The organism is Hongsoonwoonella zoysiae (genome assembly GCF_013266695.1).
Classification (GTDB): Bacteria; Pseudomonadota; Alphaproteobacteria; order Rhizobiales; family Stappiaceae; genus Hongsoonwoonella; species Hongsoonwoonella zoysiae.
In genome coordinates, this window is the sequence record NZ_JABRXF010000001.1 from 2,009,152 (window position 1) to 2,022,353 (window position 13,202).

The window sequence follows — 13,202 nt, forward strand, 5'->3', positions numbered from 1 at the left end:
CCGGTTCGCTCGCAAAGCGACGGTCAACTTTATTTGAAAAGGCCAGGCGGGCCCGAATGATCGTGGTTCTTGTCGCCATAACCCCAGCCCGGCTTGCCGCCGGACCCGGCAATCGCCGGGGAGTTCATCGTCGTGTGAAGCAACAGAGTGACCGCCGGCGGCGTGAAGGCCGCAAACCGGCCGGCCCGTGCCAGAAACTCCCGACGTCCCTGGTCGGTTTGATCCACAGGATCGATTCTTCCGGTTGAATGGCCAGACTTCTCGTACACGGCCGAATACTCCTGCAAACTCAGTCTCCAAATTTAATCCCGGCAAGCGGCGGCTGCGAGACAGGAAAAACGGAAGGGATTTAGTTTGTTGCGAAATAGAAATGCGCCGGTGTTTCAATTTCCTGAGATGAAAGCTTATTCATTGTCAAATTTACGAATAATTCGAACTAATCCGGTAGTATTTGTGGTTTTGAGAGGCGTGCATTAAATTTAGCACGTTAAATTAATTGGCAATGCCAAGCCTCAAAAGACACCGTACGGGAGATGAGGGCGCCGGAAATGGGCTGCCCGGCGTAGAATGCCGCTCGCCGGCGTATCGAGGCTGAAGCTTTTGCCGGCTTTCAATCCTGAGCCACAAATTCACCGGCCGAATAACCCTGCAGGTAAAGAAGGGCTGAAAGATCGCCGTGATCGATGCGCGCATCCGCCTGCTCGGCCACCGTGGGCTTGGCGTGATAGGCAACGCCGAGGCCGGCAAGCTCGATCATCGCCAGATCGTTCGCTCCGTCGCCGACGGCGAGCGTTTCGGACATCGCAAGGCCTTTCTCGTCGGCAAGCTCTTGCAGGCGCGCGCGCTTGGCGTCCCGCCCGAGGATCGGCTCGGCCACCTTGCCGGTCAGCTTGCCGCCCTCGGTCAAAAGGGTGTTGGCCTGGTTTTCGTCAAAGCCGATCTCCGCGGCAATGTGCGATGTGAAGGCGGTGAAGCCGCCCGAGACGAGCGCGCAATAGGCCCCGTTCGTGCGCATCGTGGCGACAAGCGTTTTTGCGCCCGGCGTCAGGGTAATGCGGTTTTCGATAACGCTTGCTATCACAGCAACGTCGAGCCCGGCGAGCAGGCCTACACGCTCGCGCAAAGCCGGCTCGAACTCGATCTCGCCGCGCATGGCGCGCTCGGTGATCGCCGCGATACGGTCCTTCAAGCCAAGCTCGGCAGCAAGCTCGTCGATGCATTCCTGGCCGATCATGGTGGAATCCATATCGGCGATGAGAAGCCGCTTTCGCCGTGCTTCATCCTGCTGAACGAAAACGTCGACCGGGCGATCCGCGGCGGCCTCACGCATTGTTGCCGCAAGCTCGCGCGGAGGCGTGCCGCCATCATCAAGCGCAAGGTCAAGGGCGATACGCTCATTGAGCACGCGCGCCTCACCGGTTATTGAGAAGTGGTTCCGGAGCCTTGCGACGAGCGTATCGTCAATTGCTGCTGCTTTGGGATCGGAAATGACGGTGGCGATCAGGGGCATACTGGCGGTGGCTCGCGAACGTGAACGGGGGAGAGATTGCGTTATTCCGCGCTCCTGATAGCGGGGCCGACGGCAAGCGGCAAGTCGGGCCTGGCGATGCGGCTGGCCGAACGGCTGAACGGCACAATCGTGAACGCCGATTCCATGCAGGTCTACAAGGATCTGCGGGTGCTCACGGCGCGGCCTTCCGCGGACGAGGAAAAGCGTGTGCCGCATCTGCTATACGGACATGTGGACGCCGCGCGCGCTTATTCGGTCGCGCAGTGGCTTGCCGATGCCGAAAGGGCTATCGCTGATGTTACCGCCATGGACAGGACGCCAATCCTCGTCGGCGGCACGGGGCTCTACTTCAAGGCGCTTACCGAAGGCTTGTCCGAAGTTCCGCCGGTCGACGAAGCGGTGAGGGCCCACTGGCGCGGCGAGGCCGAAAAGCGTGAGAGCAGCGAGCTCCATGCGCTGCTTGGCGAACGCGACCCGGCGATGGCGAAACGCCTGAAGCCCGGCGATACGCAGCGGATCGTGCGCGCGCTCGAGGTCTTCGAGGCGACGGGTCGTTCGCTGGCCAGTTGGCAGGAAGCCAGAACCGCGCCGATCCTCGCGCCGGGGAGCGGCATTCGGATCGTGCTTGCCCCGGACCGGGCGTGGCTGCACGAACGAATCAACCGGCGGTTTGAGGAAATGATGCATGAAGGCGCGGCGGAGGAGGCGGCAAGGCTGGCCGCGCGCGGCCTCGACCCCTTGCTGCCCGCGATGAAAGCCATCGGCCTGCGCGAGCTTGCAAGCGCCGCCCGCGGCGAAATTTCCCCGCGCGAGGCCGTGGAACGGGCAAAAACGGAGACCAGACGCTATGCCAAGCGGCAGGAGACATTCCTGCGTGGGCAGTTGAAGGATTGGCGGCGAATCGATCCGTTAAACTTTGATATCGAAGGGATTTCACGCGAATTCACGAACGCGTGAGCAATCTGAATGCCGATGTTCATATAATTGCCGCAGCGTTTTTATAAGGATGAGGTTGAAAAATTGAACGGCAATGGAATTGCGTCATCATTTTCTCACGATTAAACTTTAGTCTAACTCACTATGCATCACACGCCGGTGAGCGGTATAAGGCTGCGAATCACGAGCCTGATTGCGAATATGAATAAACAAAACCCTAACAAGGCCGGGAAACGGCCGTAACCGGACGGGAAATTTCAAGAAACGGCTCCACGGGAGCCGCAGGAGGAATAAATGGACACTCCGACGATCTTCGAGACGGAAAGATTGCGCGTTCTCGGTTTTTCGATGTCGGATCTGCCCCTTTTGAAAGCCCTTCATGCTGACCCGGAAGTGAACCGGCACCTCGTGCCGGGCGACGAAATCCTGTCGGATGCGCAGGCTGCCCAGCGGCTTGACGATTTCATTCACAAGCAGGAGCGCTACGGTTTCGGCCAGTGGAAGGTTGAAACGCTGGACGGCGAATTCGTCGGCCGGGCAGGCTTCCTCGTTTTTGAGCAGACCTCGGAAATCGCCCTTTCGATCTGCCTTTGCACGAAGTACTGGGGGCAGGGATATGCCTCCGAACTGGCGCCGAAGCTGATCGACTGGTTTTTCGAAAACACCTATTACACGCATCTGATCGCCTTCGTGCTCGCGGGGAACGAACCCTCGCGCCACGTCATGGAAAAGGCGGGCTTTACCTGCACGAAGCGCGTGCTGATCGACGGCCGGCCCTACGACAGGTTGCAAGTGCTTGCGCCTGCCATCGCCAGGCGCTATCCCATGACGGCATAAGCGCTTTACCGGAATACACCACGAAAGCTTTATTCTTGATCGACCTCCTGCCTGTCAGACAGCTCGCCGTTCGCCTGACGGGTGAGGCGTGGCGCTTCGAAGCCGAAAATGCGGAGAGGATCGACCAGCACTGGCGAAAGCTGACGGCTGACAATCCGCACCTTTGGAACGGGCGCGTGATGAAGCTTGCAAGCTTCGACATGGCCGACGGCGTGTTTTCCGGCTCCATGGTGGAAGCGTCCTACGCGGCGTTTCTCGCCTGGCGCGACTGGAACTACCCCGACCCCAACATCCGCAACCTGTTCGGCTCCGCCGTCATCCGTGCGCGGGGAGGGGAGCTTGTTTTCGGCAAGATGGCCGCCTACACAGCGACTGCGGGCCTGGTCTATCCGCCCGGCGGCAATCTGGACCCGGACGACCTGCGCGAGGACGGCGAGTTGGATGTGGAGGGTTCGATTTCCCGCGAGCTTGGAGAGGAAACCGGGCTCGACGCCGGGGAGGCGCTGACGCATTCGACCTTCGCCCTCTTCGACGGGCCGAGGATCTCCATTTCCCGCGTCTTCGAGTTTCCCTATACGGCCAAGGAAATCGTGGCGCGGGTCGACGAACACAACGCCAGAGAAGAACGGCCCGAACTGGAAGGGGCAGTGGTCCTTTCAAAATCGTCCGACACGGACGGGCTGGCAATGCCGCCCTATGCGCGGGCGCTTGCGGACCGACTGCTCGCAATTTGAATTTACGAACGTTGTTGAAACTGGAATCGCGGCGGCTGCCATGCAACAGTGCGGCCCTATTTTGCTGCCCGAGATAGAAGGTTTCGCCGATGGCCCGACGATATGCCCTGCTCGACGTCTTCACCAACCGTGCGCTTGCCGGAAACCCGCTTGCCGTCGTGCTGGACGGGGAGGGCCTTTCGGACGAGCGCATGCAGGCGATCGCCAAGGAGTTCAACCTGTCGGAGACGGTATTCGTGCTCCCGGCGGATAACCCCGCCCATTCGGCAAAGGTGAGGATCTTCACGCCGGCGCGCGAGCTTCCCTTCGCGGGTCATCCGACCGTCGGCACCGCGATCCTGCTGGCGCATGAGCGCTTCGGGGAAGTGGAAGCGGATGCGGACGCCGTGGTGGTGCTGGAGGAGAATATCGGCAATGTACGATGCGGCGTGGTGCTGAAAGGCGGGGCGGCGGGTTTCGCCGAATTCGACGTGCCGAAGCTTTCCGTGCCCAGCATGCCCGTCGGCTCGAAGGAGCCGATCGCCGCAGCCCTCGGCCTGTCGCCGCATGAGATCGGGTTCGAAAATCACGTTCCGTCCTGCTTCGACGCCGGCGTGCCTTTCGCGTTCGTTCCCGTCGCCAACCTCGACGCCCTGTCGCGCGCCAAACCGCAGTTGCAGGATTGGGATGCGGCCTTCGGCGCCGAAGTGCACAAGGACGTCTATGTCTATTGCCGGCAAACGACGGCGCATGATTCCGCCTTTTCCGCACGCATGTTCGCACCGACGATGGGCATTGCCGAAGACCCGGCGACGGGGGCGGCGGCGGCGGCTTTCGCCGGCGTCGTGCACCATTTCGACGAGCTTCTGGACGGCACGCATTTCGTGCGCATCGAGCAGGGTTACTACATGGGCCGCCCATCCCTCATCGATCTCGAAATCGACCTGGACAACGGAAAGCTTAACGGCGTGCGCATCGGCGGGCAGGCGGTCGTCGTGGCAAGAGGCGAGCTTTATCTTTGAGACGGAGCGATCGGCGGCGCCGGACCGGAAAGCCGGTCCGGCAGACCTGACGCAGGTCGCGAAGGTGTCAGTGGAGCGCGCCACCTTGCGAATGGCCGAAATGGGCCACGCTGGCCGGATGCGTCATCAGGCCGAGGGGCTTGGGGTCGAAGAAGCCGGCGGGCGGCATCTTGCCGTAACGGTGCTTTATGTAGAATCTGAAAAAGTCCTTGGCCGCCGCAATCATTGCATGGACTTCCCGGTCCGCCATGTCCTGAGCCGCATAGACGATGATCGGCGTCTCGATCATCGTCACGTTCCGATTGCCGAAGAGTTCCGTGCAGCGCACGCGCAGGCCCGGATGATCGTGGGTTATCTTCTGGACCGTGGCGCGGGAAAGCATCCCCTCCAGCGGGCGCACGAGCCCGCGCGCCAGCGACGTGATCTTGATTCCGTCAAGGGGGAAGGGCGTGGCGGCGATTTCGCGCGCGCGCAGGCGCTGCATGGCGTCGGCGATATTTTCGCACGGAACGGGTGAGATGTTCTCGCGTCCTCCCACATGGTCGCGCAGGAATGCATCGAGATATTCGTCGACGAGCGAGTTCGGTCCGAAGCCGGTCGCCACACGCTGTCCCACAAGATCGCCGAGGCTTGTGAGTCCGGTTTGGCGGAAGCTGATCATGGCAAAGCGCATGGCGTAAATGCATACCACTGCGCGCTGCGGGCTGAAGGGCGCCATGCCGATGCTGGGCTTGTCCACATGGCCGCGCTTTGGCGGAAGCATGACAGCGAAATGAACCTCGCGCGCGCGCAACGCGCGAATGAGGTCAGCTTGCGATGCAAACCCTTTGATCTGGAAATCGAACGATGTCGATTGCGACAGCTGCTCGACGAAATCCGGCAGCACGGAGCGCGTGAGAGGATTGGCGGCATGAGCACCGATCAGGCGTATCTGCTTCGCGCGTTCCGGATTGCTCGAAGATACATGCGCCGAGATCTTGCGTTCCATTTCGTCGATCGCGGCAAGCAGGTAACGATGAACCGCCGCGCCGGCAGCGGTCGGCAGAAACTCTCCGCCGCTTTCCTGGAACAACTGCGCATCGAAATGACTTTGCAGGTCCGTGATGGTTTGCCGCAAATTCTCTTCGCCCACTCCCAGGACCTTGCTGGCGACGGCTATGCGCCGCGTTTCGAACAGGCCGAGGAGGTGACGGAGCTTTTGAAGAAGCAACAGTTTGTCGGTCGGCATGGACTTTATTTCTTTTCCGATTACAACCCTGAATGGAAGCACGCTAAAAGTTTCCATACCGTTATGCTTATATCTCTGCGTGCATTCTCTCCCGAAGACTGGAAATGACCAGGGTTTCCATCAACGTGATTTCCGTAGTTGTAGCGCGGCTCGCGCGCGGCGCTCGCTCTCGGTGCCGGCCGGCCAGGCATCACTGCCCGGCCGTGCCGCGCGAGACTTGCACGGGGGCGGCGGATGCGCTACCAGTCTTGTCGTTAACGCTTTGCTAGGTATTGCGGTCGAACATCTTTGAAAGCGTTTCCCGTCGATCGGGGGACTTTTTGCCGCAAGCAAGCCGAGGACTTGAGCACGAGTGATGATCGCGAAAGGTCACATTGCAGGTTCCAGGACGAACGCAATTGACGCGATCCGTGCGCGCGCGCTTGGCCGCGACCTCCTCCTACTTGGCGACCTCCTCCTTAGATGCCCCTGAGCGTCGACTGACCCGATAGTCGAGGACGGGCGCTTAGGGGATGAATAACGCTTCACCCGACAGATTTTCGCGCCCCGCCCCGATCGCCCAGGGATGATTGAGGCTCCGGCGGCGGCGCAAGCAGGCAGGAAACACGATCCATGACCGCTGAAAGCACCAAAGGCGCGGTAACCGCGAGCGACGAAGTCCGCATCTTCGACACCACCTTGCGCGACGGCGAACAGTCGCCCGGCGCATCCATGACGCTGGAAGAGAAGCTGCAGGTCGCCGAAATCCTCGATGACATGGGCGTCGATATCATCGAGGCGGGTTTCCCGATCGCCTCCAACGGCGATTTCGAGGCGGTCTGCGAGATCGCCAGGCGCACGAAGCGCTCCGTCATCGCGGGGCTGGCGCGCGCGATCCACGCCGATATCGACCGTGCCGGCGAGGCGGTGCGCCATGCCGAACGCGGGCGCATCCATACCTTCGTTTCCACCTCGCCGATCCATCTGGAACACCAGATGAACAAGACGCAAGAGCAGGTGCTCGACATCATCACCGACACGGTGACGCGCTCTCGCAACCTGATCGACGACGTGGAATGGTCGGCGATGGACGCAACCCGTACCCCGATCGACTATCTGTGCCAGTGCGTGGAAGCGGCGATCAGGGCAGGCGCCACGACAATCAACCTGCCGGATACGGTGGGCTATGCGACGCCGGAAGAATACCGCGCGATGTTCGAGACGATCCGAAACCGCGTACCGGATGCCGACAAGGCGATCTTTTCAGTCCACTGCCATGACGACCTGGGGCTGGCGGTCGCCAATTCGCTGGCCGGTGTCGCGGGCGGGGCGCGGCAGATCGAATGCACGATCAACGGGCTTGGCGAGCGCGCGGGCAATGCAGCACTTGAAGAGATCGTCATGGCGGTGCGCACTCGCGCTGACATTCTGCCCTATACGTGCAACGTCGACCCGAAGTATCTGACGCGGGCCTCCAAGCTCGTTTCCGCCGTATCGGGCTTTCCCGTGCAGTACAACAAGGCCATCGTCGGCAAGAACGCGTTTGCGCACGAAAGCGGCATTCACCAGGACGGCATGCTGAAGAACGCCGAGACCTACGAGATCATGCGGCCCGAGGACGTCGGCGTGAAATCGACGTCGCTGGTCATGGGCAAGCACTCCGGCCGCCACGCCTTCCGCGACAAGCTGAAGGAGCTGGGCTACGAGGTCGGCGACAACGCCTTCCAGGACGCTTTCCGCCGCTTCAAGGAACTGGCCGACCGCAAGAAGCACGTCTACGACGAGGACATCGAGGCGCTGATCGAAACCGAGATCGCGACGCAGGGCGAGCAGATCAAGGTGATCGCGCTGACCGTGATCGCCGGCACGGGCGGGCCGCAAAAGGCGATCCTGACGATGGATATCGACGGACGCCACGAAACCCGCGAGGCGACCGGCGACGGCCCGGTGGACGCGACCTTCAATGCCATCAAGGATATCGTGCCGCATGACGCGACGTTATCACTCTACCAGGTGCACGCGGTAACGGAAGGCACGGACGCGCAGGCGGAAGTCTCCGTGCGCCTTGAGGCCGACGGGCGCATGGCCACCGGCAAGGGGGCCGATACGGACACGCTCGTCGCATCCGCGCGGGCCTATGTTTCCGCGCTGAACAAGCTGCTCGCCCGCCAGAACCGGCCGGGGCATCAGGAGCTCCGCGCCGTTTGAGGCGGGATTTGCATAGATAGCAAGCCATGAAAAAGGCCCCGGAAATTCTGGGGCTTTTTGCTTTCATTACGGGCAGTTTAGCGAATGAACGTGCCGGCCCTCAGTTCGTTGAAGGCCTGCATCAGTTCCTCGCGCGTGTTCATGACGATCGGCCCGTGCCAGGCGACCGGTTCGCGGATCGGCGCGCCGGAGACGAGCAGGAAGCGGATGCCATGGTCGCCCGCCTGAACGACGACCTCGTCGCCCGTGTCGAATACGACGAGCGTGCGGTTGCCGCTTTCATCGCGGATGTTCAGCTCCTCGCCCCCGAACTCCTTTTCCGTCAGCACGCCGAAGGGTTTCGACGCATCGCGGAAGGTGCCGGACCCTTCGAAAATATAGGCGAAGGCCTTTCGATAGGTGTCGACCGGAAAGGCCTTGCGCCTGCCGGCCGGCACGAAGATGTCGAGATATTGCGGCTCGGCGGCGATGCCGTCGACCGGCCCGCGCTTTCCCCAGAAGTCGCCGCAGACGACACGCACCGTCGTGCCGTCATCGTCGACGATGACCGGAATATCGGCGCCCTTGACGTCCTGATAGCGCGGCTCGGTCATCTTGAGCGAGGAAGGCAGGTTCGCCCAGAGCTGGAAGCCGTGCATGCGCCCCCTGTCGTCACCCTTCGGCATCTCCTGGTGAAGAATGCCGCGCCCGGCCGTCATCCACTGCACGTCGCCCGCACCCAGCGAACCGGCGTTGCCGAGGCTGTCGCCATGGTCGACAGTGCCGGCGAGCACATAGGTGATCGTCTCGATGCCGCGATGCGGATGCCAGGGGAAGCCCGCCTTGTAGTCCTGCGGGCGTTCGTTGCGAAAATCGTCGAACAGCAGGAAGGGATCGGCAAGATCGGGATCGCCGAAACCGAAGGCGCGGTGAAGATGAACGCCGGCGCCCTCCAGCGTGGGCTGGGCGCTGCTCAACTGCTTGACGGGGCGGATGGACATGGATCTGGACCCTTTGTTTACGCTTGACGCCAATGTAGGGCGTGAATGGTCCCAAATACAGGTGGGCGGGGGGAACGGTATGTTCACCGGCCGCGAACGATACCATTTCCGGCGCTCATCAGTTGCGCAATTGCGGCCAGAGGCTGACGGGGTCGACACGTCTGCTGCCCTCGAATGCCTCAAGATGAAGGTGGGCATGCTTCTGTGTCGATCCGCTCATGCCGACGGCGGCGAAGGTATCGCCTTTTTTCAAGCGGTCTCCGGGTGTCACCGAATAGGCGGCAAGATGGGTGAAGAACGCGCGGCGCGTCCCGTCGACGGAGCGCAGTTCCACGCCCTTGCCGTAGCGCGGCTCGCCACGGAAAACGTCGCTCGCCTCGACCACCACCATATCTTCCGGAGCATGGATCGCCGTGCCGGCGGGTGCCGCGATATCGATGCCCTTGTGGAATGTTCCATCCTTTCGGATGATGCCGAAGGGCACCGCCAGACGGCCCTCCACGATCCTGGCCGCGCCGGGGCCGGCCAGGGAAGAAGTGGCAAACGCGGCGCCGACGCCGGTCAGCGCGAGCGAAAGAACAGCGGCAAAGGCAACGGAATATCGGCTCTTGCGGGCAGGGAACCGGCCCTCCAGTATACTTGTCATTCTCATCTTTTCGGTCCTGAATTGGAGAGTTGAGAAAGTGGCGGGCGGGCATGGCAGTGTCCGATCCGCCGGTATGCGCAGGGCCGAAAGCAAGGTTCTTGCATAGGCCATGCGCATGTCTTTTGGCGCGTCAGCCAGCGCTGCGGCATCGGCGCGAAGCTCCGCCGCCAGACGCCACCGCGCCGCGAGGCCGCGCACAAACGGATTGAACCAGAAGATCGCCACGACGAGGGAAAGAGCCGCCGCCACTTCGGGGTCGCGCGCCTTCAGGTGCGCCTCCTCATGGGCGACGACCATCGCAAGCTGTTGCGGTGACGTACTGTGAACCAGCGTTTCAGGGATGACGATCGAGCGTCGCTGGCCCGCAATGGCGAATGCGGGAACCGGAGCTTCCGTGATGCGCAAGGGCCAGACGCTGCGAGGCAGCGCGGGATCAGGCATGGCGTTCGCGGCGATTGCGGAAAGCCACCGCCATGTGCGGGCGAGACGGAGCAAATGGACCGCTGTGCCGATAAGGTAGAGCGCAAGGGTAATGCCGGCGCCAAGGGGTTGCCATTGAAAGGATGGTCGCGGCTTTGCCGGACCAGCAAGCAATTCGGCAGGCGCGTAAGGAGCGAAGCTTCCCCGCAGGTCCGGGATATCGGCCGAAGGCGCAAACGCCGTCAGGATGGGCAGTTCCAGCCGAATGCCCGCAACCATCAGAATGACGGGCGCAACCAGCGAGACGATCAAAGCCAAATGGAAGGACGTGCTCGCCCTTATCGACGGGACGGCTTTCGTCAGTGCTGCGGCAACTGCCCAAAGAACGCCGCCCCAGAGCAGGCTGAACGCCAGTGAGGCGGCGAACATTGTCATGCGTCGTCATCCCTTGCCAGAAGCTCTTCCAGTTCCCGAAGTTCTTCCTCGCTCAGGAGGTTGCTGCCGGAAAACGTCGAGACGGGAGGGGGGGATTTCAGCCCGAGGACATTGCTGATGAAGTCGCGCGTGAGTGCTGCAAGGGTCGGAACCTTTTCGGCCTTGGCGCGATATACGTTGATGCCGTGAAGATCCCGCCGGGAAACGAGGCCCTTGGCGACCATGCGATCGAGCGTCTTGCGCGTCGAGGATGCCGACCAGCCGAGTTCACCGGCTACCATCTCATGCAGTTCGCGTGCGCTCAGTTCCTTTTCCCGCCACAAGGACTTGAGAAGAAGCAGTTCGCTTGGGGAAGGTTTCATGGCGCGGTTAGTCTATTTCTCGGAACCGATGTCGCGATATTGCGACATGTGTCGCACATCGTCAATCCTGTTATCCGCCCTTTTCATCGCGGCCCTGTTCTGGCAATGTCCGCGAGCCTTCGTTCCGATGCGGTTCATTGGCGTGGCTCTTCAGGTTTTTCAGCCGCTGCAGCCCTTTTCCGTGTTTCCGAAATTCCTGCCCGTGCGAGTATCCAATTGCGCCCCATGCAGCCAATTCTGAACGTTTCCGGCCTGTCCAAGACCTATGACAGCGGCTTTCAGGCGCTGAAGCAGGTGGATCTTGCGATCAACAAGGGCGAGGTTTTCGCTCTGCTTGGCCCGAACGGGGCGGGCAAGACGACCTTGATCAGCATTATCTGCGGCCTCGTGAACCCGAGCGCGGGCAGCGTGAGCGTGGATGGGCACGACATCCTGAAGGATTACCGCGCGGCGCGCGGGCTGATCGGCCTTGTGCCGCAGGAACTGACGACGGATGCCTTCGTCACCGTCTGGCAGACGATCTCCTTCTCGCGCGGGCTCTTCGGCAAGCGCAAGAACCCGGAATACCTGGAAAAGGTGCTGAAGGATCTGAGCCTCTGGGACAAGAAGGACGCGATGATCATGACGCTTTCGGGCGGCATGAAGCGGCGTGTCCTGATCGCCAAGGCGCTGGCGCACGAGCCGCAGATCCTGTTCCTCGACGAGCCGACGGCCGGCGTCGACGTGGAGCTGCGCCGCGACATGTGGGAGGTGGTGCGCGTTCTTCAGCAAACGGGCGTCACCATCATCCTCACCACCCATTACATTGAGGAAGCCGAGGAAATGGCCGACCGGGTGGGCGTCATTTCCAAGGGCGAGATCATTCTGGTGGAGGAGAAGGCGGAACTGATGCGCAAGCTCGGCCGCAAGGAGCTGACGCTGCATCTGCACGAGCCGCTCGACAGCCTTCCCGCCTCGCTGAACGGCCACGATCTGGAGCTTGGCGGGGAGGGATACGAGATCGTCTACCACTACGACACGCAAGGGGAGCGGACCGGCATCACCTCGCTTCTGCAGGACTTGGGTGATGCCGGCATACGCTTCCGCGACCTTCAGACGAAGCAAAGCTCGCTTGAAGAGATTTTCGTAAGCCTTGTCAGGGAACGCAAATGAACCTGCGCGCGATTCAGACCATCTACCTGTTCGAAATGGACCGCATGCGGCGCACGGTTGCCCAGAGCGTGATTTCGCCCGTCCTTTCGACAGCGCTTTATTTCATCGTTTTCGGCTCTGCGATCGGTTCGCGCATCGAAGAGATCGACGGCGTGGCCTACGGCGCCTTCATCGTGCCGGGGCTGATGATGATGACGCTTTTGATGCAAAGCGTTTCCAACGCGGCCTTCGGCATTTATTTCCCGCGCTTCGTCGGCACGGTCTACGAAATCCTGTCTGCGCCGATTTCCGCCATGGAGATTGTGATCGGATACGTGGGCGCAGCCGCCACGAAATCGCTGATCATAGGGCTGATCATCCTGGCGACGGCGCATTTCTTCGTAGACATCGAAATACGCCATCCGGTCTGGATGCTGGCATTCCTGATTCTGACGAGCGTCACATTCTCGCTGCTCGGTTTCATTATCGGCATCTGGGCCGACAATTTCGAGAAACTGCAACTGGTGCCTCTGCTGGTGGTGACGCCGCTCGCCTTTCTGGGAGGCAGCTTCTATTCGATCAAGATGCTGCCCGAGTTCTGGCAGACGGTGACGCTGTTCAACCCCGTCGTCTATCTGATCTCCGGATTCCGCTGGAGCTTCTACGGGCAGGCGGATGTCGCCATAACGGTGAGCCTGTCGATGACCTTCGTTTTCCTTGTCATCTGCCTTGCCGTCGTCTGGTGGATCTTCAGGACCGGCTACCGGCTGAAACCGTAATTGCGCCGCGAAGCGG

General features: G+C 61.4%; 14 protein-coding genes. 8 read left to right on the plus strand and 6 right to left on the minus strand.

Annotated features, from left to right (window positions below; translation table 11 throughout):
- Positions 1-29: 29 nt before the first annotated feature.
- The gene (locus tag HPQ64_RS09290) at positions 30-227 is read right to left on the minus strand and encodes a hypothetical protein (protein ID WP_172888064.1); all 198 of its coding nucleotides are present in this window, start codon (positions 225-227) and stop codon (positions 30-32) included.
- A 383-nt stretch (positions 228-610) separates the two neighbouring features.
- Entirely contained in the window at positions 611-1,510 is a 900-nt protein-coding gene (serB, locus tag HPQ64_RS09295; protein WP_172888065.1) for a phosphoserine phosphatase SerB, read from the minus strand.
- Between the two features lie 36 nt (positions 1,511-1,546).
- On the opposite strand from serB, the gene miaA reads away from it, so the two are divergent.
- From miaA to HPQ64_RS09315, 4 genes are all read left to right on the plus strand, one after another.
- The gene (miaA, locus tag HPQ64_RS09300; protein WP_172888066.1) at positions 1,547-2,467 is read left to right on the plus strand and encodes a tRNA (adenosine(37)-N6)-dimethylallyltransferase MiaA; all 921 of its coding nucleotides are present in this window, start codon (positions 1,547-1,549) and stop codon (positions 2,465-2,467) included.
- Between the two features lie 273 nt (positions 2,468-2,740).
- A complete protein-coding gene (locus tag HPQ64_RS09305) occupies positions 2,741-3,283 on the plus strand; it encodes a GNAT family N-acetyltransferase (RefSeq protein ID WP_172888067.1) in 543 nt (180 codons plus the stop codon).
- A 35-nt stretch (positions 3,284-3,318) separates the two neighbouring features.
- The gene (locus tag HPQ64_RS09310) at positions 3,319-4,017 is read left to right on the plus strand and encodes an NUDIX domain-containing protein (RefSeq protein WP_172888068.1); all 699 of its coding nucleotides are present in this window, start codon (positions 3,319-3,321) and stop codon (positions 4,015-4,017) included.
- Between the two features lie 89 nt (positions 4,018-4,106).
- Positions 4,107-5,018, plus strand: a complete 912-nt coding sequence (locus HPQ64_RS09315) for a PhzF family phenazine biosynthesis protein (RefSeq protein ID WP_172888069.1) — start codon at positions 4,107-4,109, stop codon at positions 5,016-5,018.
- Between the two features lie 67 nt (positions 5,019-5,085).
- Here HPQ64_RS09315 and HPQ64_RS09320 read toward each other — a convergent pair whose 3' ends face one another.
- Positions 5,086-6,006, minus strand: coding sequence for a type 2 periplasmic-binding domain-containing protein (locus HPQ64_RS09320; RefSeq protein WP_172888070.1), 921 nt, complete (start codon positions 6,004-6,006; stop codon positions 5,086-5,088).
- Between HPQ64_RS09320 and HPQ64_RS09325 the strand changes: the two genes are divergently transcribed.
- Positions 5,983-6,354 carry a hypothetical protein gene (locus tag HPQ64_RS09325; protein WP_172888071.1) on the plus strand — a complete coding sequence of 124 codons (372 nt, stop codon included), beginning with the start codon at positions 5,983-5,985 and terminating at the stop codon, positions 6,352-6,354. The genes HPQ64_RS09320 and HPQ64_RS09325 overlap by 24 nt on opposite strands.
- 504 nt (positions 6,355-6,858) lie before the next feature.
- A complete protein-coding gene (locus HPQ64_RS09330) occupies positions 6,859-8,433 on the plus strand; it encodes a 2-isopropylmalate synthase (protein ID WP_172888072.1) in 1,575 nt (524 codons plus the stop codon).
- Positions 8,434-8,510: 77 nt separating this feature from the next.
- On the opposite strand, the gene HPQ64_RS09335 is transcribed toward HPQ64_RS09330, so the two are convergent.
- From HPQ64_RS09335 to HPQ64_RS09345, 3 genes are all read right to left on the minus strand, one after another.
- Positions 8,511-9,413 carry a pirin family protein gene (locus HPQ64_RS09335; protein ID WP_172888073.1) on the minus strand — a complete coding sequence of 301 codons (903 nt, stop codon included), beginning with the start codon at positions 9,411-9,413 and terminating at the stop codon, positions 8,511-8,513.
- Between the two features lie 118 nt (positions 9,414-9,531).
- A complete protein-coding gene (locus HPQ64_RS09340) occupies positions 9,532-10,914 on the minus strand; it encodes a M23/M56 family metallopeptidase (RefSeq protein WP_172888074.1) in 1,383 nt (460 codons plus the stop codon).
- Positions 10,911-11,276 carry a BlaI/MecI/CopY family transcriptional regulator gene (locus HPQ64_RS09345; RefSeq protein ID WP_172888075.1) on the minus strand — a complete coding sequence of 122 codons (366 nt, stop codon included), beginning with the start codon at positions 11,274-11,276 and terminating at the stop codon, positions 10,911-10,913. The genes HPQ64_RS09340 and HPQ64_RS09345 overlap by 4 nt, the downstream gene beginning before the upstream one ends.
- A gap of 225 nt (positions 11,277-11,501) precedes the next feature.
- Here HPQ64_RS09345 and HPQ64_RS09350 point away from each other — a divergent pair, with 225 nt between their 5' ends.
- Positions 11,502-12,428, plus strand: a complete 927-nt coding sequence (locus tag HPQ64_RS09350; protein ID WP_172888076.1) for an ABC transporter ATP-binding protein — start codon at positions 11,502-11,504, stop codon at positions 12,426-12,428.
- Positions 12,425-13,186 carry an ABC transporter permease gene (locus HPQ64_RS09355; protein WP_172888077.1) on the plus strand — a complete coding sequence of 254 codons (762 nt, stop codon included), beginning with the start codon at positions 12,425-12,427 and terminating at the stop codon, positions 13,184-13,186. The genes HPQ64_RS09350 and HPQ64_RS09355 overlap by 4 nt, the downstream gene beginning before the upstream one ends.
- Positions 13,187-13,202 lie beyond the last annotated feature (16 nt).